Source organism: Marivita cryptomonadis (assembly GCF_002115725.1).
Lineage (GTDB): Bacteria > Pseudomonadota > Alphaproteobacteria > Rhodobacterales > Rhodobacteraceae > Marivita > Marivita cryptomonadis.
The window spans coordinates 21,807-43,854 of the sequence record NZ_JFKD01000019.1; the positions used below are offsets into that span (position 1 = coordinate 21,807).

19 protein-coding genes are annotated in these 22,048 nt (G+C 58.1%); 14 read left to right on the forward strand and 5 right to left on the reverse strand.

Annotated elements, in window-relative coordinates:
* The first annotated feature begins 104 nt into the window (after positions 1 to 104).
* Entirely contained in the window at positions 105 to 1,001 is an 897-nt protein-coding gene (locus MCRY_RS18040; RefSeq protein WP_085632473.1) for a hydrogen peroxide-inducible genes activator, read from the forward strand.
* A 364-nt stretch (positions 1,002 to 1,365) separates the two neighbouring features.
* Here the strand turns inward: MCRY_RS18040 and MCRY_RS18045 are convergent, their stop codons facing one another.
* Entirely contained in the window at positions 1,366 to 2,733 is a 1,368-nt protein-coding gene (locus MCRY_RS18045) for an aspartate aminotransferase family protein (RefSeq protein ID WP_085632475.1), read from the reverse strand.
* Positions 2,734 to 2,854: 121 nt separating this feature from the next.
* On the opposite strand from MCRY_RS18045, the gene MCRY_RS18050 reads away from it, so the two are divergent.
* The 11 genes from MCRY_RS18050 to MCRY_RS18100 all read left to right on the forward strand — a co-directional run bounded on the left by MCRY_RS18050 (position 2,855) and on the right by MCRY_RS18100 (position 14,761).
* Positions 2,855 to 3,532 carry a GntR family transcriptional regulator gene (locus MCRY_RS18050; RefSeq protein ID WP_085632477.1) on the forward strand — a complete coding sequence of 226 codons (678 nt, stop codon included), beginning with the start codon at positions 2,855 to 2,857 and terminating at the stop codon, positions 3,530 to 3,532.
* Positions 3,532 to 4,488 (forward strand): LysR family transcriptional regulator, encoded by a 957-nt coding sequence (locus tag MCRY_RS18055; protein ID WP_085632479.1) that lies wholly within the window; start codon positions 3,532 to 3,534, stop codon positions 4,486 to 4,488. The genes MCRY_RS18050 and MCRY_RS18055 overlap by 1 nt, the downstream gene beginning before the upstream one ends.
* A 169-nt stretch (positions 4,489 to 4,657) precedes the next feature.
* A complete protein-coding gene (locus MCRY_RS18060; protein ID WP_085632481.1) occupies positions 4,658 to 5,422 on the forward strand; it encodes a class II aldolase/adducin family protein in 765 nt (254 codons plus the stop codon).
* 42 nt (positions 5,423 to 5,464) lie between these two features.
* A complete protein-coding gene (locus MCRY_RS18065) occupies positions 5,465 to 7,024 on the forward strand; it encodes an ABC transporter substrate-binding protein (RefSeq protein WP_085632483.1) in 1,560 nt (519 codons plus the stop codon).
* 76 nt (positions 7,025 to 7,100) lie between these two features.
* A complete protein-coding gene (locus tag MCRY_RS18070; protein WP_085632485.1) occupies positions 7,101 to 8,072 on the forward strand; it encodes an ABC transporter permease in 972 nt (323 codons plus the stop codon).
* Positions 8,069 to 8,908 carry an ABC transporter permease gene (locus MCRY_RS18075; RefSeq protein ID WP_085632487.1) on the forward strand — a complete coding sequence of 280 codons (840 nt, stop codon included), beginning with the start codon at positions 8,069 to 8,071 and terminating at the stop codon, positions 8,906 to 8,908. The genes MCRY_RS18070 and MCRY_RS18075 overlap by 4 nt, the downstream gene beginning before the upstream one ends.
* Positions 8,905 to 10,536 carry an ABC transporter ATP-binding protein gene (locus MCRY_RS18080; protein ID WP_085632489.1) on the forward strand — a complete coding sequence of 544 codons (1,632 nt, stop codon included), beginning with the start codon at positions 8,905 to 8,907 and terminating at the stop codon, positions 10,534 to 10,536. Before MCRY_RS18075 ends, MCRY_RS18080 begins: the two co-directional genes overlap by 4 nt.
* A complete protein-coding gene (locus MCRY_RS18085; RefSeq protein WP_203276065.1) occupies positions 10,533 to 11,510 on the forward strand; it encodes a 2-hydroxyacid dehydrogenase in 978 nt (325 codons plus the stop codon). Before MCRY_RS18080 ends, MCRY_RS18085 begins: the two co-directional genes overlap by 4 nt.
* 21 nt (positions 11,511 to 11,531) lie before the next feature.
* A complete protein-coding gene (locus MCRY_RS18090) occupies positions 11,532 to 12,563 on the forward strand; it encodes a histone deacetylase family protein (protein WP_085632491.1) in 1,032 nt (343 codons plus the stop codon).
* A gap of 184 nt (positions 12,564 to 12,747) precedes the next feature.
* Positions 12,748 to 13,527, forward strand: coding sequence for an HAD-IIB family hydrolase (locus MCRY_RS18095; RefSeq protein WP_085632493.1), 780 nt, complete (start codon positions 12,748 to 12,750; stop codon positions 13,525 to 13,527).
* A 13-nt stretch (positions 13,528 to 13,540) separates the two neighbouring features.
* A complete protein-coding gene (locus MCRY_RS18100; protein WP_085632495.1) occupies positions 13,541 to 14,761 on the forward strand; it encodes a glycosyltransferase family protein in 1,221 nt (406 codons plus the stop codon).
* Here MCRY_RS18100 and MCRY_RS18105 read toward each other — a convergent pair.
* From MCRY_RS18105 to MCRY_RS18120, 4 genes are all read right to left on the reverse strand, one after another.
* Positions 14,755 to 16,518: a sugar phosphorylase gene (locus tag MCRY_RS18105; RefSeq protein WP_085632497.1), complete on the reverse strand. Its 1,764-nt coding sequence runs from the start codon at positions 16,516 to 16,518 to the stop codon at positions 14,755 to 14,757. The genes MCRY_RS18100 and MCRY_RS18105 overlap by 7 nt on opposite strands.
* 792 nt (positions 16,519 to 17,310) lie before the next feature.
* Positions 17,311 to 18,336, reverse strand: a complete 1,026-nt coding sequence (locus MCRY_RS18110; protein WP_085632499.1) for an ABC transporter substrate-binding protein — start codon at positions 18,334 to 18,336, stop codon at positions 17,311 to 17,313.
* Complete coding sequence (locus tag MCRY_RS18115) at positions 18,306 to 19,679, reverse strand: sensor histidine kinase (protein ID WP_244897928.1); 1,374 nt, start codon at positions 19,677 to 19,679, stop codon at positions 18,306 to 18,308. The genes MCRY_RS18110 and MCRY_RS18115 overlap by 31 nt, the downstream gene beginning before the upstream one ends.
* A 5-nt stretch (positions 19,680 to 19,684) precedes the next feature.
* On the reverse strand, positions 19,685 to 20,344 hold the full coding sequence (locus MCRY_RS18120; RefSeq protein WP_085632501.1) for a response regulator transcription factor: 660 nt from the start codon (positions 20,342 to 20,344) through the stop codon (positions 19,685 to 19,687).
* Positions 20,345 to 20,447: 103 nt separating this feature from the next.
* On the opposite strand from MCRY_RS18120, the gene MCRY_RS18125 reads away from it, so the two are divergent.
* Both MCRY_RS18125 and MCRY_RS18130 read left to right on the forward strand, forming a co-directional pair.
* Positions 20,448 to 21,434 carry a tripartite tricarboxylate transporter substrate binding protein gene (locus MCRY_RS18125; RefSeq protein ID WP_085632503.1) on the forward strand — a complete coding sequence of 329 codons (987 nt, stop codon included), beginning with the start codon at positions 20,448 to 20,450 and terminating at the stop codon, positions 21,432 to 21,434.
* Between the two features lie 116 nt (positions 21,435 to 21,550).
* Positions 21,551 to 22,042, forward strand: coding sequence for a tripartite tricarboxylate transporter TctB family protein (locus MCRY_RS18130; RefSeq protein ID WP_085632505.1), 492 nt, complete (start codon positions 21,551 to 21,553; stop codon positions 22,040 to 22,042).
* Positions 22,043 to 22,048 lie beyond the last annotated feature (6 nt).

Consider the following 22,048-nt stretch of genomic DNA (forward strand, 5'->3'; position numbering starts at 1 on the left):
CTCTCCTTGTGTTCATCTGAGACCGAGATAGACACTCTGGATATATTCTGGAAATTGAATTAAACGACCGTGGTGATCTGTTTTCTCGATAACCAAAGGTCGCCATGACGACACTTCGCCAAATGCGGTTTCTTGTTGCCCTCGCAGATACAACGAATTTCTCGCGCGCAGCCGAGATCTGCAATGTCACGCAATCCACCCTGTCCACTGGTCTCAAAGAGATGGAAGCCCGACTTGGAGTGCAGGTGGCCGAACGCAGCACTCATTCGGTTCTCATGACGTCGATCGGTATGGCCCTGGCGGAACGAGCGCGCGAAATACTGGCAAAAGCGGCGGATTTCGAAGCCGCCGCACACGCAGAAACATCTGTCGGCATGACGCAGCTTAGGCTGGGTGTGATTCCGACGGTTGGTCCATTCTTGCTGCCACGCGCATTGCCAAGTCTGCGTGATACGTGGCCCAAGATGAAGATCTACCTGCGCGAAGAACTCACCGAGTCTCTTTTACATGGCCTAACAGATGGCCGTCTGGATCTTATCCTGATCGCATTACCCCATGACTTGCCGCCACAGGTGGAAACCATGCTACTGTTCAAGGACGATTACAGCCTTGCCACACCCCGCGCCCACCCGCTGGCCAATCTGTCGCGGGTTGAAGGAACCGATCTAGCCGGTCGTCGTCTGTTGCTCCTCGAACGCGGCCACTGTTTACAAAAACATGCCCTATCAAGCGTTCCCGGAGTCGCGCTTGAAGAGGACGAATCCTTTTCGGCCACGAGTTTGCCGACACTGGTCTCGATGGTCGAGGAAGGAATCGGCGTGACACTGTTACCGAACCTCGCGATTGATGCAGGGCTCACCGCTGGACATGACCTGCATCTGTCGAACCTCGAGGGCGCAACGCCACGACAAATCGTTCTGGTATGGCGCAAAAGCAGCGCGCATTCGGATATTTTTCGAAGGTTTGGTGAAAACTTGCGTCGATCAAGAGACCGCGCTTAGTCTGTAGTTAGAGCGATTAACGGATTGCTCAGCAGAAACGACTACCCTCCATAACCGACAAGTTCTAACGTCACTGGGGGCGAATAGTTTTTCGCGCTCTGACCTGCAGACCGACTGGTTGGCGGCATCGCTAGACGTTAGCGGACATATCCGCTGCAGAGCGCGGCATGCCTGCTAATGTTGCAACTGCATTTTGCGATAACTCACTTTGTAGAGTCGGACAAATAGTACATTCGCGCGTTACTCCACCATTTCGATCATGGACCGCCTGCCAATCGGGAGGAGGCATATACGACATGCGATAATTGACCTATTTTGTCGTCGACTAACATGGTGATTGCCCGAGACACAAACGGGCACTGCATCACGCAGCGAGCTCTGCCTGGAACGCATCTAGGCTTTTCTCGACTGCTGACAGGATTTCGGTGACCTGAGTGGGCGTGATGATCATTGGCGGGCAGAAGGCCATGGCGTCCGTCATGTTGCGCGAGATCAGGCCGTTTTTCAGAAAATGCGCACCAAGCCCTGCGCCCAGTTTGCCCGGTGCGAACTCTTCGGCGCGACCTTCGGGGGCCACGATTTCCAGGGCTGCGATCAAGCCAACGCCGCGTGCCTCACCCACCAGCGGGTGGCCGGTGAACTTGGCCAGACCTGCCTGCAATTCCGCGCCGCGTTCGGCTGCGTTCGCCACCAGATCGCGCTCTTCGATGATCTTGAGGTTCTCCAGCGCCACCGCCGCACCCACCGGATGCGCGCCGCCGGTATAGCCGTGACCCAGCACGCCAATGCGGCCGGATTCGTCGGCGATGGGGGCGTAGACCTCTTCCGTCATCATGAAAGCCGAGAATGGGAAATAGGACGACGTGATCTGCTTGGACATGGTCATGATGTCGGGCTTGATCTGGAAAGTGTCACAGCCGAACATCTTGCCGGTGCGGCCAAACCCACAAATCACCTCGTCGGCGATCAGCAGGATGTCGTACTGGCCCAGCACCTTCTGGATTTTCTCCCAATAGGTTTTGGGCGGCACGACAACCCCACCCGCGCCCATCACCGGTTCGGCGATGAAGGCGGCAATCGTGTCGGGCCCTTCAGCCTGGATCATCGCGTCGAGGTCCTCGGCGCAGCGGGTGGCGAATTGTTCTTCGCTCTCGCCGTCGCGGCCTTCGCGCCAGTAATGCGGGCAGGTGGTGTGCAGCACGCCGGGCAGCGGCAGGTCGAAGGATTTGTGGTTGTACGGCAGCCCGGTCATCGACGCGGATGCAATCGTCACCCCGTGATAGCCGCGCATGCGCGAAATCACTTTCTTCTTCTCGGGCTTGCCAAGGCTGTTGGAGCGATACCACAGCATCTTGAGGATCGTGTCATTCGCTTCGGACCCGGAATTGGTGAAGAACACCTTGCTCATCAGGACCGGCGCCATGCCGATCAGCTTTTCCGCCAGATCGATCGCCGGCCCGTGCGAGCGGTGCGCGAAATTGTGATAGTAGGGCAGCTTGCTCATCTGTCGGGTTGCGGCGTCGATCAGGCGCTGTTCATTAAATCCGACAGCCACGCTCCACAGGCCGGACATGCCTTCGATGTATTTGTTGCCGTGGGTGTCGAACACATGAACCCCCTCGCCCCGATCCATGATCAGCGGCCCGTTCTGCTCGTGCAGGCGAGCATTGGTGTAGCTGTGGAAGTGGTACGCGATATCGCGGGCTTCGTCGGAATTCGGGCGCAGGTCCATGGGGCACATCTTTCGAACTGTCGGTGAGTCTCAACCAACAGCTAAAGCGTTCCAGACTGGCGTGGCAAGGAGTTTTGATGCATCATACATCAAATTCCTCATCGCGAAGGTTTGCAACGGCATGGAACTCATCGGGCGTATCCCTCTTGGAGATCAAGTCTATGACCGGATCGCAAAGGCGCTTCTGACCGGGCAGATGCGCCCGAATGATCGCCTGACGATCCGGGGGCTGGCCGATCAGCTTGGCGTGAGCAGTACACCTGTCCGCGATGCGGTGAAGCAGCTGACCCAAGAGAACGTGCTTGAACACCGCTCGCCTAAAGATGTGCGCGTACCGGTCATGACCGAAGCCACCTATCTCGAGATCCTCGAAATCCGACTTTCGCTGGAGGGGCTGGCCGCCGAAAAGGCCGCGCAGCATGCGACGCCGGTTCAGATCCGCGAGTTGCGCAAACTGCTGGAACGCAATGACCGCGCCATCGTGCGGCAGAATTGGGCACTGGCGACCGAGGGCAACCAGGAATTTCACCTTGCGCTCAGCACACTCGCGGGAATGCCAACCCTGCAGAAAGTGCTCAAGGGGCTTTGGCTGCAGATGGGCCCGTTGGTGGCATGCTACTACGATACAGAACCTGTGGGGCTGAACCGTCACCATTACGAACTTTTGCAGGCTTTGGAACTCCGGGACGGGACGGCTGCGCGTCGAGCGATCGAGGCGGATATCTCGTCGGCCCGGCCTGCCATGCTGGACCAAATTGCAGCGTTGCGGGCGCGGCTCGTCGTCCAGAATGTCGCTTGATGAACAAGGCGTTAACATCGAAATCTGACCGCCCCGGCAGATGCGAGAACTGGGGACTGTTGCGCAGTTTCTATTTCATCGCATCGAAAAAAGGTGTGACCCGTGCGGCCAAGGCGCAGGGTGTCACCCAACCGACCGTCAGCGCTGCCCTCAAACGCCTGGAAGAAAGCCTCGGCCAGACGCTGGTGCAACGCGGGCAACGCGAATTCGAACTGACGGCGGCCGGGCAGACGCTGTTTTCGGAGGTCGAGAAGATGTTCGAGGCGTCACTCCGGGCCGAAGAAAAACTGAAAGCGTTGCATTCGGGATTAGTGGGTACGGTGCAGATTCAAGTTGTGACGGGCGCGCGGAGTGCAGTCTTCAATGAGATCTTACGACTGATGCATCAGCGGCACCCGGCGGTGGTGCTTGAACTCCAGATCGCATCGAGCCACACGATCTTGCACAACGTCGCCTCTGGGAGTGTGTCCTTTGGGCTTTGCTTGATGCTTCGCCCGCTCTCAAGGCTGACCTGCCAGCTTCTGCTTCGGGCACGCTACGGGGTGTTCTGCGGGGCCGAGCACCCCCTTTTTGGACGGAGTGACGTGACGCTCGACGAAGTGCGTGACTTACCTTTCATTGCGTTTTCCTGCGATGCTGAAGGACGCGCGCCCGAACCAATGATTGCGCTGCGCGACGGCACCGGGCTAGGCCGCAATATCAGCGGCACCAGTGGAGACTTTGTCGAGGTCTGCCGGATGATCGCAGCGGGAATCGGGATCGGCGTTTTACCGGTGCACGCGGTGCAACGCGAGTTGCGTGATGAAACCCTATGGCAGATCGATCTACCGGGGCCTGACCTTAGGGCCGATCTCTATTTCATCGCGGATCCCGCGCGCCACGCAACCCATGCCGAGCGGGCATTTCTCGATATCGCAACCGAAGTGCTGCAAAGCGTTGGGCCCGAAGAAACATAGGCCACGCCAATGCCTGACATAGCCTCAGTCGATTTTTAACGTGAGTGAGGGGTTGTTAGGCTTTAGTCACCGGACTGGATCAGCCCCTGCCTGGCCACACTCGCCCCCGCAGGAAAGGCAATGATTTCAAGACCAACAGCGCCGAGGTCCCATTTGGAGATGACCGGACATGAAGCACGACTCAATTGAAAACGTTGCCGCCGAGCGGCTTCACCTTGCTGCAGCGTATCGGCTTATCGCGCATTTCGGGTTGGATGATAGCATCTTCACCCATATTTCCGGCCGTGCGCCCAAAGAAGAGGCAGAGCATGGGTTTTTAATCAATCCATTCGGGCTGCGCTTCGACGAGGTAACAGCTTCAAACCTCGTGACCGTTGATCTGGACGGGAACATTATCCGTGACGATTATGGCAAGGGTATCAACGCGGCAGGCTTCACGATCCACAGCGCGGTGCATGCGGCGCGGCCGGAAGTGGGTTGCGTACTACATACGCACACCGTGGCGGGTGTCGCGGTTTCCTCGATGAAAGAGGGTATTCTTCCACTGAACCAATGGTCACTGCAGTTCTACAATAGAATGGCCACACATGATTACGAGGGCATCGCACTCAACCTCGAAGAACGCGAGCGGCTGGTGGCAGATCTGGGAAACGCAAAGGCGATGATCCTGCGCAACCACGGTCTTTTGACCTGTGGTGGCACTGTGGGCGAGGCGTTTGCGCTGATGTACAACCTTGAACGGACTTGCAAGGCGCAGCTGGCGCTCTTGTCTTCAGGCGCAGAATTGAACCGTGTGCCCAACGATCTGGCCGAGTTCACGGCCCAGCAATACGAGAGCATGACCAAGGACCGGGGGAACCCGGACAAGAAAGACCCCGAGTGGGAGGCGTATCTGCGCCTCGCGCTCAAGCATTATCCGGACCTGACGCAATAAGGCGGGCCGGGTGTTTCACCTCCATCAACAGGGAGACTACACATGAAGACTTTTCAATATTTGACGACTGCCGCGGCGATTGCGATTGCCTCGTCGCTTGCGGCACAAGAGACACCAAAATCGGGTGGCACGCTGAACGCCGTGATCCAGCCCGAACCGCCCGGCCTGATGCTCGGGCTGATCCAGAACGGTCCAACCCAGATGGTGGCAGGGCAGATCTATGAAAGCCTGTTGCGCTATGACAAGAACCTTGATCCGATGCCATCGCTCGCCAAGGAATGGACCAAGTCGGAAGACGGGCTGACCTATACTTTCACACTTCAGGACGACGTGGTCTGGCATGACGGCGCGCCATTCACATCCGCAGACGTCGTGTTCTCGGTCGATGTCTTCCTGCGCGAAACCCACGCCCGCCTGCGTGCATCGCTGGTGCACGTGGAAAGTATCGAAGCGCCGGATGACAAGACGGTGGTCTTTACCCTGAAACAGCCCTTCGGCCCGTTCCTTGGCATCTTCGAGGCTGGAACCATGCCGATGATCCCCAAGCATATCTACGAAGGCACGGATTACGCCAACAACCCGGCGAACAACACGCCTATCGGCACCGGCCCCTTCAAGTTCGAGCAATGGGAGCGCGGCAGCTATATCCATCTGGTCAAGAACGAAGACTACTACATGGAAGGCAAGCCCTACCTGGATGAAATCTACTATCAGGTGATCCCGGATGCCGCGTCTCGGTCGGTTGCATTCGAAACCGGTCAGGTTGATCTGCTGCCTGGCGGGTCGGTCGAAAACTTCGACATCCCGCGCCTTACAGCGATGGACAATGTCTGCTTTACCAATGACGGCTGGGAATTCTTCGGTCCGCATTCGTGGATGTGGATGAACATGCACGAAGGCCCGATGATGGACAAAAACCTGCGCAAGGCGGTGATGCATGCGATGGATCGCGAGTTCGCTCGCGATGCGCTGTGGAACGGTAATGGCACAGTCGCCAAAGGCCCGGTATCGTCGGTCACGCGCTTCCACGAGCCGAATACGCCGGACATTTCCTTTGATCCGGAGAAAGCACGGGAATACCTCGCACAGTCTGATTACGACGGAGAGACGCTCCAGATCCTGCCCCTGCCCTATGGCGAAACATGGCAACGATGGGCCGAAGCGGTTCGCCAGAACCTGTCAGAGGTGGGCATCAACTCCGAACTGGTTGCGACAGACGTGGCAGGCTGGAACCAGCGGACTGGCGATTGGGATTTTGATCTCGCCTTTACCTATCTCTACCAGTACGGCGATCCAGCTCTGGGTGTGGCGCGGACTTACGTCTCGTCCAACATCGCCAAGGGCAGCCCGTGGAACAACGTGTCAGGCTATGTGAACGATGAGGTCGACAGCCTGTTTGCCGAAGCCGCTGTTCAGGCATCGGACGAGGCACGGCAAGAGCTTTACACCGAGGTCCAGAACATCGTTGTGGATGATGTGCCAGTGGCCTGGATGCTCGAGTTGCAGTTCCCGACGATCTACCGGTGTGATCTGAAGAACCCGGTCAGCACCGCCATCGGCGTCAATGACGGCATGCGTGATGCGTGGCTTGACCGCGAGTAATCGCGCCTGACACTTGCACCGTCGCGCCCCAGTGGCGCGGCGGTGATCCATGCGGATTTAACCACGGGACTTTATTGTGCTTGGCTTCATCGCGGCGCGGCTTGTGAAAGCCGTTTTCATATTGCTGGCGATCCTCGTGCTGAACTTTGTTCTGATCCACGCCGCCCCCGGCGATCCGGCGGCGGTTATGGCGGGCGAAGCAGGCGCGGCGGACGAGAAATTCCTACAGGACTTGCGCGAACGGTTTGGGCTAGACCAGCCGTTCACTGTGCAGCTTTGGAATTACATGAAAGGTGCGATCCAGCTTGATCTGGGCTTTTCTTATCGCCAGCAGATGCCGGTGGCGGAATTGATCTGGGACCGCTTGCCTGCGACGCTGCTGCTAACCGCAACCGCTTTTGTCATTTCTATCGTGATCGGGGTCGCCGCGGGTGTTCTGGCGGCGCAAACGCAGGGCACATGGTGGGACACGCTGATCTCAAGCCTTGCCTTGTTGTTCTACGCCACGCCGCTGTTCTGGGTCGCGCTGATGGCGTCTTTGCTGTTTTCGGTCGTGTTGGGCTGGCTGCCGGGATTCGGTTACCAGACCATCGGGGCCAACTACACCGGCATCGACCGGGTGCTGGACATCGGCAAACACTTGATCCTACCTGCAACGACGTTAGGCCTGTTCTTTACCGCCATCTACATGCGCATGACGCGCGCTTCGATGCTTGAGGTGTCGCGGTTGGACTTTGTGAAGACCGCCCGCGCCAAGGGGCTGCGCAATTCTGTCATTCAACGCCGCCATGTGTTGCGCAACGCGCTTTTGCCAGTGATCACACTCGCCGGTCTGCAAGCCGGCCAGATTGTCGGCGGGGCTGTCCTGACAGAAACCGTCTTCGCTTGGCCCGGCATCGGGCGGCTGATGTTCGAAGCGATCAGCCAGCGGGATTACAATGTGATACTGGGCGTCTTCTTTATCTCGGCCGCGATGGTTCTGTTGTTCAACCTGATCACTGATATTCTTTACGGAATCGTTGACCCCCGCATCAGGCTAACGAAATGAGAGCGTTCTGGTCCCGTTTCCGCCAAAATCGCGGTGCTGTGATTGGCCTGATCATCTTGGCCATCGTCATCATCTGCGCCATTGCAGCCCCCTTCCTATTTCCGCGCAGCCCTTGGTCTATGGTGCAACGCCCGTTCCTGCCTCCGTTCGAAATGGACGGCCTGCCGCTTGGCACAGATGCGTTGGGCCGTGACGTGCTGTCTGGGCTCTTTCACGGAGCGCGCGTATCGTTGCTCGTAGGGCTTGTGTCAACGGTCGTGGCACTGGCCATCGGCATCCCGATTGGGGCTTTGGCCGGATACTACGGTGGGCTGGTTGATGACGCGCTCATGCGCTTCACAGAGTTTTTCCAAACCATCCCAAGTTTTGCTTTGGCGATCGTTCTGCTAGCGATCTTCCAGCCGACCTTGGCTTATGTGATTCTTGCTATCGCCATTGTCTCATGGCCACCGGTGGCGCGTCTGGTGAGGGGCGAAGTGTTGTCGCTCCGGAACCGTGAATTCGTTGAGGCTGCGACGCTGTCGGGCCAAAGCAACCTGCGCATCATCCTGCGGCAAGTGCTGCCCAATGCGCTGCCCCCAATCATCGTTCTGGCCTCGCTCATGGTTGCCACTGCGATCCTGCTGGAAAGTTCATTGTCCTTCCTTGGCCTCGGTGATCCAAACGTCATGTCCTGGGGCTATATGATCGGGGCCGCGCGCACAGTGTTGCGCACTGCATGGTGGCTCAGCTTTATTCCCGGCATCGCGATTTTGCTGACGGTGCTGGCGCTGAACCTGATTGGTGAAGGGCTGAACGACGCGCTGAACCCCCGGCTTAGAAAGCGCACGTCATGAGCTTGCTTGCCATCGACAACCTATCCATCGCTTTGCCCAAAGGAGCGGATCGCGAACTGGCGGTCAAGGACGTGTCGTTCACTTTGGACAAGGGCGAAGTCCTCTGCATCGTTGGGGAAAGTGGGTCGGGAAAATCCATGTCGGCTAATGCGCTGATGGGGCTTTTGCCCGAGGGTGTGACCCCCTCGGCGGGCAGCATCCACTTTGAGAACCGCGACCTGCTGACCCTGTCGGACGACGAAATGATGTCCCTGCGCGGCAAAGATATCTCAATGATCTTTCAGGAACCGCTGAGCGCGCTGAACCCGCTGATGCGCGTCGGTGACCAGATCGCCGAAGTGTTTGAAGCGCATGATCTGCTGACACCGACTGAACGACGCAAACGTGCGCTGGAATTGTTGCACGAGGTGGGTCTGCCCGATCCCGATACGACCATTCGCGCCTACCCGTTCCAGTTGTCCGGTGGCCAGCGGCAGCGTGTCGTGATCGCGATGGCCTTGGCGTTGGAGCCCAAGATCCTGATCGCGGACGAGCCGACCACGGCGCTCGACGTAACGACACAGGCGCAGATCCTCGACCTCATTGAAGACCTGCGAATGCGGCATGGCATGGCGGTTCTGTTCATCACTCATGATTTCGGCGTTGTCGCAGATATCGCCGACCGGGTGATCGTGATGCAGCATGGCGAAGTGGTTGAGGCTGGAGAGGCGGAAACAGTGCTTCTTAACCCGACACATGCCTACACCCGCGCGCTGCTTGATGCGATCCCGGGTCTGAGTTTTCGTGAAACGATGCAACCCGCCAACACGCCGATCCTGAGTGTACGCGACCTCAGTATGACCTTCACCAGCCGCACCGGCGGGTTTTTCAGGAAACCCCGCGTGGTCAAGGCCGTGCAGGATGCGAGCTTTGATCTCTACAAAGGTGAGACCATCGGGATCGTTGGTGAAAGCGGATCGGGCAAGTCGACGCTGGGGCGGTGCCTTGTGCGGCTGCTGAACCCGGAAAAAGGCGTGGTCGAGATCGGCGGGAAAGATATTTCCAAGATCAATGGGAGCGCCCTGCGTCAGCACCGTCGTCGCATTCAGATGGTGTTCCAAGACCCTTATTCCTCGCTTAACCCGCGATCTCGGATTGGGACGATCCTCACTGAAGGTTTGATTGCTTATGGCACCGACAAGATCACTGCGCGCGAAAAGGCGCAGGAATTGTTGACACTGGTAGGCCTTGACCCGTCGGCGATGAAACGGTTCCCACACGAGTTTTCCGGCGGGCAACGTCAGCGCGTTGGCATCGCGCGGGCGCTGGCGCTCGAACCGGAGGTCGTCATTGCGGACGAAGCCGTGTCGGCACTCGACGTGTCGATCCAAGCGCAGGTGCTCGACCTCTTGGCCGATCTCCGAGACCGGCTGAACCTGTCGATGATCTTTATCACCCATGATCTGCGCGTCGCGGCGCAAGTCTGCGACCGCATCATCGTGATGCAGCAGGGCAAGATGGTGGAGTTCGGCCCCTCCTCGCAAGTTTTGGGATCGCCCCAGACCGAATATACCAAGTCACTTCTCGACGCGATCCCCGGCAAAGCGCATGAACAGGCGCTCGCTGCCCAGCGTGAGTTACGTCAGTGACCCGGGCCGCGCTGAAACCGGACACCGACGTGATCGAAGGCGTCTATCTCTGCACGTCGCTCGACCTGCCGGACCTTTTCGGTCCCGCCTTGGCGGGTCAGCCCGGCCTCCGGCTTTACAAGCCGGACGACGTGCCGGACCCGTCGCGCATCCGCTTTGCGCTGGTCTGGCGACCAGCAGATAACGCGTTCGATGCCTATCCGAATATTGACCTGGTGCAGGTTATCGCCGCCGGGGTGGATGGTGTGCTGCGCAATCCAAGCCTGCCGGATGGTGTCGTGGTCACGCGTGTCCACGACACCGAACAGGCCACCATCATGGCCGGCTTCGCGGCATGGCACGTCGTCTGGCACCACCGGCATATGGGCAATTACCTCGACGCACAGAAATCGCGCACTTGGGACAGGACAACAATCAAGACGCTGCGCCCCCCTTCGGAGGTGACCGTGGGCCTTCTGGGCTATGGGCTGATGGGGCGGACCATCGCACGCACGGTCGCTTCGATGGGATTCCCGGTCTTGGCCGCCACACGGACGGAAGGCAACAGCGATCCGGGTGTAACCCGTGTATCAGGTGCCGACGCGGTGAAACAGGTGGCCGCGCAATCCGACATCCTGATCAACATCCTGCCCCTGACCGGCGACACGCATGACATTCTGAACGCCGACCTCTTCGCAGCCATGCCAAGCGGCGCGGCGTTGATACACCTCGGGCGCGGGCCGCACCTGGTCGAGGCCGATCTGTTGGAGGCGCTGGATAAGGGGCAGATCGGCGGCGCATCGCTTGACGTGTTCCGACAGGAACCCCTGCCGTCCGATCACCCTTTCTGGACCCACCCCCGTATCGTCATCACGCCGCACGAGGCCAGTGTGACCTCGCCACAAGCGGTGACGGACGCGCTGGTGCGGTCGATCCGCGAACTGGACGCCGGGGAACGCCCCACGGCAACGGTCGATAAGACGACCGGCTACTGACACAAACCGAGGAAGACCAAGATGAAAGTGTTTTTCGACGAGCGGCAACTGGGACACAAGCCCGAGGTCTATTATCGGGGCGGTGCGCCAATGCCCCACCCCGAACAGCCCGAACGCGCCATTCTGATCCGCGACATGCTGATCGAACACGGTTTTCCGATAAGCGCGCCCGCGGATTTCGGCACCGACCCGATCAAGGCGGTGCATGACCCGGCTTATGTCGATTTCTTTTCCGACGCCTATGAACGGTTCCTGAAGGAAGCCCCCGAAGGCGCGCTAGGTATTCCGACGCGCCATCCCGGCACACGGCGCGGGCGCTGTCCCAAGGATATCAACGGCGCAATGGGCTGGTGGATGACCGACACATCGACGCCACTGACAGAGAACACCTACGAGGCGATCTATTGGTCGGCACAGACGGCGATCTCTGCAGCCAAGGACGTGATGGACGGTGCCCGCGCCTCCTACGGGCTAAGCAGACCGCCAGGGCACCACGCCATGACCGACTGCGCAAACGGGTTCTGTTTCTACAATAACGCCTGCATCGCAGCGCATCACATGCGCGCGAAATGGGGCAAGGTGGCGCTGCTCGACGTGGACGTACACACTGGCAATGGCAGCCTCGACATCTTCTATGACAGGGGAGACGTATTCTTCTGCTCGCTACATCCCGACCCGGCGGTCTATCCGACCTTCTACCTAGGCTATGCGGACGAGACCGGCGAAGGTGACGGGCTGGGAGCCTCGCTGAACGAGGTGCTGAACATGGGCGATGGCGAAACCGAGGTGATGGAAGCCTTGGATCGGGGCATCTCGGCCATTCAGGATTTCGGCGCGGAGGCGCTGGTCGTTTCTTTGGGCTTTGACATGGCCGCAGACGACCCCTTGGCGGCTGTGGAGGTCTATGCCGAGGGCTTTGCCGAGATGGCCCGCCGGATAGCCGCGATGGGTCTGCCCACAGTGCTCATTCAGGAAGGCGGGTATCTCGGTCCGTCGCTACGCGCCAATGCCGAGGCATTCCTGACCACGTTTCGCAAGGAAATTGGCGGGTAGTGACACACAACGCTTTCACCCGCATTCCTCTTATTTTACCGCTGCGCTCCTCGCGCGGGCGCAGACCCGAGAACGTGGCTTCAAGCCCAACCTAATTGCTTACTTTTTGGGCAACTATGGCCTAATTGCCCGAATCTTGTCTTTTGAGCTTGTGGCCGTGGCGGCCTGACCCGAAACTTAAGGCATGACGAATTCTTTGAAGCTGGCTGTCTTTACCGATCTGGACGGCACGCTCTTGGACCATGACACATACAGCTGGGACGCAGCACAACCTGCTTTGGACAGGCTGGCGCGACAGCAATGTTCCGTCATTCTGGCAAGCAGCAAGACAGCAGCGGAGATTTTACTGCTTCAAGACAGCATGGCCCTGTCAGGGCAGCCAGCGCTGGTCGAAAACGGGTCAGGCCTCATTGGCCTTGTGGGCACGCACAGTCCGAGAACCTACACTGCATTGCGCGAAATACTTGATCTGGTCCCACAAACCCTGCGTGCGCATTTCAGGGGATTTGGTGACATGTCAGCCGAGGATGTATCATCGCTGACCGGGCTGTCCCCGAAAGCGGCCGCGCTTGCCCAGACGCGTGACTATTCGGAGCCGGGTCTTTGGTCTGGTGGCGAAGAAGAGCTCAGAACCTTCTACACGGCACTTGCGCAGCATGGCGTTTCTGCCCAGCGCGGTGGGCGCTTCTTGACCCTGTCGTTCGGACGCACAAAGGCCGACGCCATGACCCACGTTATTCATGCCCTCAAACCCGACCTGACGCTTGCCTTGGGGGACGCCCCAAATGATGTTGAGATGCTGGAACGGGCAGACCTTGGCGTGATTGTCGCGAACCCGCATCATGCGCTCTTGCCCATGCTTGCCGGTGAACGCGACGGCCGGATCATCCGAACACGTGACCCGGGGCCGGTTGGCTGGAACATCGCGGTTAACGAAATCCTCGACAGGCTTTTTCCCGAATAAGGACACATGTCTCATGGTTGATTTTCATCAGAACGGAAACATCGCGACGCTGCACAATCTGCGGACCCGTTCGCTTGAGGAAATGACTTACGAGTTGGAGACTTTTGCCCAGACACGGAAAATGTCGCTGATCCTGCCCTGTCTCTATTCGGAACTCGAAACCGATGCGATGCCGAACATTCTCTCGGAGCTGTCAAAGGTAACTTATCTGCACCGTGTGATCATTGGTCTTGATCGCGCCAATGACGCCCAGTTTCGCCACGCAAAGCAGTTCTTTGAAGGTCTCAACCAGAACCATATCGTCATCTGGAATGACAGCCCGAGGATGCTTGCCCTGAACAAGCGCCTTGAGGACATGGGGCTGGCACCTGCGGAACAGGGCAAAGGCAAAAACGTCTGGACATCCATCGGCTACCTGATCGGGTGCCAGGACAGCTCTGTCATGGCGATCCACGATTGCGATATTCTGACCTACACCAACGAACTGTTGGCGCGGTTGATCTATCCTGTCGCCAACCCCACTTTCCCGTACCAGGTGGCGAAGGGCTATTACGCCCGCATTGGCCATGAAAAGCTGAACGGACGGGTCACCCGGCTTTTGGTCAGTCCGTTGTTGATCGCGTTGAAGCGGGTTGTTGGGGATCGCGATTATCTCGATTACCTGCGAAGTTTCCGCTACCCGCTTTCCGGCGAATTCGCGATGCGGACGAATATTCTGCCCGATCTGAGAATCCCGTCGGATTGGGGGCTGGAAATTGGCGTCTTGTCCGAAGCATGGCGCAATCTGGCACCCAAAGCCGTCTGTCAGGTCGAGATCGCGGATGCCTATGATCACAAACATCAGGCGTTGAGCCCAGAGGATGCGGCGACCGGGCTTAACCGGATGTCGACCGATATCTGCAAGGCGATTTTCCGAAAACTCGCCGCCGATGGCACGATCTTCACCACCAATGTCTTCCGCACACTGAAAGCCACGTATTACCGCAGTGCGCTTGATTTGCTGGATGCGTATTACAGCGATGCGCAGATGAATGGATTGTCATTGGACCGCCATTCGGAAGAAGCGTCGATTGAGCTTTTCGCAGAGAACATCATGCGGGCTGGTCAGACCTTCCTCGACAACCCACACGAGACACCGTTTATCGCGACATGGAACCGTGTACATGCCGCCGATCCGGAGTTCCTGCGCGACATGCAATCCGCTGCGCTGGCGGACCTGAACGACTATCAGTGACCGGCATTGCTGATCCAGCGGCATTGATAGGGACCAAGAACAATCTCGTCGTCCGGGATCACCTCGTCTGAGAGCAGATCGCGCCAATCTTCGTCAGCGATGATGTTGAGCGTACTGACGGGCAGTGTGACCGTATCTTTGCTGACGTTGTGCAGCGCAAAGATCGACTGGTTTCGATCAAGGCTCTGCCGCCAAATGCCAAAGATCCGCTTGTCACCCGTATTGACCGTGAACTGCGTCGCATTCGGGTGGAAGGCTGTTTGCTTTTGCCGAACCTTCAACCGTTGCTTCAGCCCGTTGAGAACCTTTGCATGGATCGTGGTCTGATCCGCAAGCACTGCTTGCAAGGCCTCGTAATCCCATCTGTGTCGATTGATCGCCCGATTCATGCCTCTTCGTTCAACTGCGTCTGTGTCATTTGGCGTCGCAAGCATGGAATGGATGTAAAAGGCAGGAATGCCTTCAAGCGACATCACGATGGTCTGCGAACACAGAAAACGCTCGAGATGGTACGCATCTGGTCCAGCGAAGGTTTGGCTGAGAGCTGCAAAATAAGTTGTGTTCAGTTCGTAAGGTGCTTCTCCGCCATCCGGCAAGGCGCGCATGGACACGCGCCCGTCTGCTGCCTTCACCGCTTTGATCATTGCAGCCTGATCGTCAGGCGACAGCAACCCCTCGGCAGGTCGCATGCCGATGCCATCATGGCTGGCGGTGAAATTCAGATAAGCACAACCCAACGGAGCTGGTGGCATTGAGCGCTGCCACTTGTCCAGGTTTGCAGCGCTCCCCGAAAGCAGAGCGTGCAAGATCAGAGGGGGTAGTGGAAAGTTGTAAATCACGTGCGCTTCGTCGCGCTTGCCAAAGTAGCTCAGGTTTTCCGCTTTCGGGACGTTTGTCTCGGTCAGAAGGATGATGGGTTCTAGGGCATAGTCACACAATAGCCGGATCAGCTTTACGATGGCATGGGTCTGTGGAAGATGGATTGATGGCGATCCCACCTCCTTCCAGAGGAACGCCACCGCGTCCAACCGAATGATCTGCACTCCGTTGTCGATATGTGTGCGGATGATACGCAAGAATTCCAGCAACACTTCCGGATTGCGGAAATCGAGGTCGATCTGGTCATGACTGAAGGTACACCAGACATACCGCGGTCCGTCTTTCGTATCGACCTTCTGCAAAAGCGGCGTCGTTCGGGGGCGCACGACCATGCTGAGGTCATCCGCAGGATCGGCCTCGAAGAAGAAGCGATCATATGGCGGCTGGCCCTGACGATAGGCGTTGAACCACGTGCCTTGGCTCGACACATGGTTTAAGACGAGGTCCGACATCAATTTGAAGTCACTTGCGATGCGGTTGATGTCTGGCCAATCACCGAGTTGCGGATTGACGGCCATATAATCCGTCACCGCAAAGCCGTCATCCGATGTGAAGGGGAAAAACGGCAGGATGTGCACGCCATCCACCACGCCTTTCAGATAGCGACGTAGAAAGTCATTCAGGAGATCAAGCGGTTTGTGCGCGCCATCCACGATCGAATTGCCATAGGTGATGAGCAAGGCATCGCGCTGCGACCACAAAGCGTTCCCCGGCTTGCGCCCTCGTTTTCTGCGATGTGTTCCTTCGGGCCAAAACGCATCAATCACCTTGGAGGCAAGGATGTCGGCGTCGACTTGTGGATAGATTTCCCCGACCTTCGCAGCGAGAGACCGGCTGAGTGCTGGAGTTTTTTCTTTAGTCAAAGCGTCTTGTGCCATGAGTCAAAGAAGCACGGCTGTTTGATGTTTACAATTTTTTCCCATGATCACGGACCATGAACATTGCCAAATGCTAAAAACTGCAGCGGCTTAGGGCAAAACCTGTCTGTTCAGCTTCTGGATCAGCACGAAACACGGATGATGCATGCCCGGCTTGAAGGCCAGGATCAGTGATCCACCTACCAAGCAGTATCGCAAAATCTGGCAAAACTTGATCCCGGTCAAAGACATATTTGTCAAAAATTCCTAATATACAACCATGCAAAGCCAAGGTCCTGACCGGACGGGCACTCCTCCAAAAAGCCCCTTAGCTTCGGTCTCGATCTAGAGAGCACCAACGCCAAAATCAAACAACGGCAACCGTGCAGGCATTGCATGCGGAAGACCACGTGCGCGACCGCCAACCCCCATGCGGTTAGCAAAAGACCAAGTGTCAAACGACGCAGCGGCTTTTGCAAATGCACACCGTCACCCGCGTAGTGCGAGTCCTCAGGGTTTGTTAACCCAGTTCGCCGCTTTCCCCGGTGCATTAGTTGAGGTTTGTACAGTCACTTTGCCCAGGAAAGCCCACAAAAGAATGTCCTGATGGACGACGTAACCGTGGCACAACCCCCTGCCATGGACACGACGACACTTGCGCCAGATGCCTGGATTGTGAACGGGCGGCGTGACTTCCATCGGAACGAACCCGCTCCGGCCTTCGTGGTTGGGGCGGGTCATATTATGCCTGCCACTCAAGCCCGGCTCGCAGCTACCATTGTGTTTTTCGTATTTATTATCAATAAATTGAGGTCAACGCTGCTCAAGCGCGTTTTCCCATTCGGTCAGAAACGCCCGGCGGTTCAGCGGATCGAGATACACCATGAGCGCCGGACCAAGACGGATCGGGCCGAAGTCGACGACATTGTCAGCCCCTGTCTGCCCAAGCGGCGGAAGTGGCCAATCGCCGGGTACGTCGCGTTGCCCTAACCGAGCAAGCATATCGATCAGCGCTCCCGCGCCTGCAGTTTCCTGCGCACCTTCAGGAATAATCGCCGTTCGAAGTATCACGTTCGTAAAGTCCTGCATCCCGAGGATTTGCACGCGCCCGCCCGAGTCGCGCGCCAAACGTTCTGCTGCGTAACTGCCAAGCACGTTATACGCCAGCGCAAGCCTGCCTTCGGCGACATCGTCGATCATCTGGCCCGAGCAGCAATAGAGTTGCGGATTCAGCCGTCCCATGACCTCGGACAAGCGCCAATAGGCATCGGTCGATCGCGCTTCTTGGGTGGCAAAAAGGTATCCAAGACCGCTGTCGCGCACGTCATAGGTGCCCACGGAACCTTCAAAGCGTTCGGGATATTCGCGCAGCAAGGTCACCAGTTCCTGACGTGTGGTCGGCAAGTACAACCCTTGAAACCTCTGTGTCGACAATACCACAACAGCCGGCTCAGCCGTGAATGCGAAGATCAGGTCGCGCCATCTGGCCCAATCTGGTAGCGCCGTTGTCGCTTCGGATCGGTGGCTTTTTGCAAACCCATCATTGGCAAGTTGAAACTGAAGGTCCATGGCAGACGACAAAGCCAAATCAAACGCAGCCCCGTTGCGGATGGCCCGATAAAGTTCAGCAGAGGACACAACCGTATAGTCGATGGAGAGGCCCGGTTGACTGGACTGAAAAGCGGCAAGGTAGGGGGCAAAGACCTCCAGATCGGCTGTGGAAATGACCTTGAGCACACGCTCGCCTGTCCCCGGAAAGAAGCGATGGTCTTCGATCTCCAACGCAGCCAGCATTGTCGTGAACAGGCTCAGGAAGATGGCAAGACAAGCGTGGCGCATGTTCCGGTGCCTCCTTGCAACGTTTCGAGTTCCAGTCTGCCCCCATGCGCCACCAGAACATCTTTGGCAATCGTCAGGCCAAGGCCCGAGCCGACAATGCCTTGTGTATTGCGCCCCCGCTGGAAGCGCTGTGTAAGCTGGTCTGCAGGGCCTTCTCCAAGGCCAGGCCCTTGATCCGTGACGGCAATTCGCACTTCGCCGTTGGTTTCGGCCATTGCAACTTTCACGACCGTCTCAGGCGGAGAGTATTTGATCGCGTTGTCCAGAACATTCCGCAAAGCATTTTCGATGAGAACTGGGTCGACCTCTGCCTTTGCACGGAGCGCTTCGACATCCAGCCGAATGTCTTTCATCGACGCCGTTGGCTCAAGACCTGAAACAGTCTGACTGACCAGATCGGACAGCATCACTGGCGTGCGAACAAGATCATCCGTGCGGTAGATGACGGTTGCGTGGTCCAGCAATTGACCAGCGGACCGAGAGCTTTCATCAATGGCGCGGATCATTTGCCGCAAGCGTTGTTTCTGGTCGTCGTCACTGGCGGATCGCAGTGCGATTTCGGCCTGCGCGCGCACTGTTGCCAAAGGTGTGCGGATGCGGTGCGCTGCTTCGGCGATGAAGTCTTCGGCGCTGCGTATGCTCTGGCCCAGACGGTCCATCAGACGGTTCAGCGATGTCAACAAAGGGGCAAGCTCGGTCGGCGCTGCGCGGCGCAAGGGTCGCAGATCAGAGGGACCACGACGTGACACCGCTGCGGCGATTTCGTTCAGCGGCTTAAGCGAAGTTCGCGCAGCAAAGGCCGATAGCGAGACTGCCACGAGGAAGAACGCCACAGACAGAAACGCCGCCAACTGTGAAAGTTCGGCAGAAATCGACGCAACGCCGCCGCGCGTCTGAGCAACCGTCACGTTCACTGGCACGGGCTGCGCACCTGCAAGAACAAGGCGCGAAACCGTCGCCATGCGCACCTCTTCCCCGCTGTATTCCCCTGTATCGAACACGACACGACCCAGCGACGAAACGATTTCGTTCGGCACCGGCAAGTCTTCGTAGCCTGTCAGAATGGTGTCGCCCGTCGCAACCCGATAGAAAACGCGGTCTTCGCTGATGGCTCCCAGCATGGAGAACGCGGAATACGGCAGTTCCAGTCGCACCTCGCCCTGTTCGCTGCGCAATGTCTCGGCGATCGTGGTGACAGATGCAGCCAGAACATTGTCCTGAGTGCGTTCTGCCGCCTGCCTTGCAAGCCCGGTGACCATCCACCAACTGAGCACGGACAACATAGCTGCAACGCCCGCAAGGAGCAGCGTCAGCCTGCGGCCGATTGATCCCGTGCCCGTCACGCCTTTCAGTTCTCCATCCTGTAGCCAAGGCCACGCACCGTTTCGATCCGCACACCCATGCCATCAATACGTCGGCGCAATCGACCGACATAGACCTCGATGGCATTTTCAGTGACTTCGGCATCGTAAGAAAACAGGCGGTCCATCAGTTGGCTCTTTGACAGAATTTGCCCCTTGTGCCGCGCGAAAACCTCGAGCAATCGGATCTCTCGGTTGCGCAGGTCTATTGAGTCTGCCCCAAGCCGCAAGGTTCCTGCCAAAGGGTCAAAGACCGCGTCACCCAGATGGATCTCGTTTCGAGCCTCGCCGCCGCGACGCCGCAGCACGGCACGGCATCTTGCCTCCAGCTCGGAAAAATCGAACGGTTTGGTGATGTAATCATCTGCACCCTGATCCAAGGCCCCGACCCGGTCCGACACCTGCGAGCGCGCGGTCAGAACGATAACCGGCGTTTCAAGACGGGTGCGACTGCGCGCAAGGAACTCGCGACCATCGCCATCCGGCAGCATCACGTCCAACAGGATCAGGTCGTACTGCGCGGCTGCAAGACAGTCCTCGGCATCGGCAAGACACGCAGCATGATCCACCGCATGGCCATCAAGCGCCAGGCGATTGACCACAGCTTCGGCCAATTCGAGATTGTCCTCGACCAGAAGATAGCGCACCCCGTTCCTCCCTCGTGGCCCCGTGTCAGGCTTCTGTCAGCTTTGTGTGGTGATGTACGACCATGGGCGGCGGAGGACTGCCTGTCAAATGGGAGGATAACCAATGAACACTCTTGAGTGGTCACGCCGTGCGCTTATTGCTGCGGCCACTGCAACTGTTGCCGTATCGGGCATCGCATATGCCGGCGGGCACCAGAAAATGGAATCCGTGCATTTCCTGATTCCCGGCGGTGCCGGCGGCGGTTGGGACGGCACTGCGCGCGGGACGGGCGAAGCCCTTATGAATTCCGGTCTCGTCGGGACGGCAACCTATGAAAACATGTCAGGCGGCGGCGGCGGTGTTGCAATCGGCAACCTGATCGAAAACGCGGCTAGCAGCGAAGGCACGCTGATGGTCAACTCGACCCCGATCGTGATCCGCGCCCTGACTGGCGAGATCTCGCAAAGCTTCCGCGACCTGACACTGGTTGCAGGCACCGTCGGTGACTATGCGGCCTTGGTCGTGTCCGCAGACAGCCCCATCAATTCGATGGAGGATGCCCTGGCATCTTACCGTGAAAACGCGGCTGACTTCGCCATCGGCGGCGGTTCGGTTCCGGGCGGTATGGATCACCTTGTTGCAGCCATCGTGATGCAGGCAGCGGGCGAAGACCCCACCGCGTTCAACTATATCGGCTATGACGCTGGCGGCGAAGCGATGGCAGGTCTGCTGTCCGGTGAAATCGACGCGCTCTCAACCGGTTTTTCTGAAGCGGTTGCATTGGCTGAACAGGGTGAAGTGCGCATTCTTGGCGTAACTGCGCCTGATCGCGTACCCGCGTTCCAGGATGCACCCAGCTTTGCCGAGCAAGGCATCGACGCGCAGTTCGTCAACTGGCGCGGTTTCTTCGCAGCCCCCGGCCTGCCGGAAGAGCGGCTGACCGCGTATCAGGACATGCTGGCGGCGATGATGGAGACCCCGGAGTGGGAAGAAGTTCGTGCACGCATGGGACTGGTCAACATTTTCCGTCCGGGTGACGAGTTCAAGACCTTCCTCGAAGGTCAGGAAAAGCAGATCGGTGATCTGATGCGGGACCTCGGGTTCCTCTAAACCTTGTCGTGGTCCCACCGGACCGCGCTTGTTTCAAGGCGGATGCCCAGCCGGTTCGGCTGGCGCAGGGCATCCGCCGCGCATGACTTCACAAAAACAACTCGGAGGGTTGAGACATGGCGCTCGATCGCTGGATCGCTTTGGCCTTTATCGCCTTGTGTTGCATCTACGGCTATGCGGCCTTTTTCACAATGGATGACCAACTACCGCCAATCCTGCAACGCAACCCGGTATGGCCATCAACTTTCCCGAAAATTCTGACCGTTCTGGGATTGTTCATTGGACTGGTCGTCTTGTTCACGTCGAACCCCCCGACAGACGGCGCTCCGGCCAAGGATGGCGCCATCGATCTCAGTCGTCTTGGCGACTATCACGTGGGTCAAGCCGTAGCACTTCTGGTTCTCATGGTTGCCTATGCCCTGACCCTGAGACCTTTGGGTTTCGTCGGTTCCACCGTTGCGTTTCTCGTTCTTGGCGCAATCATTCTTGGCGAACGTCGTTTTCACATCCTGATCCCCGTTACGGTCATCGCTGCCGGGTCGATCTGGTATCTGGTCCAAGAAGTGCTGGGAATTTTCCTGCGCCCTTGGCCCTTCATGTTCATGTAGGGGGCC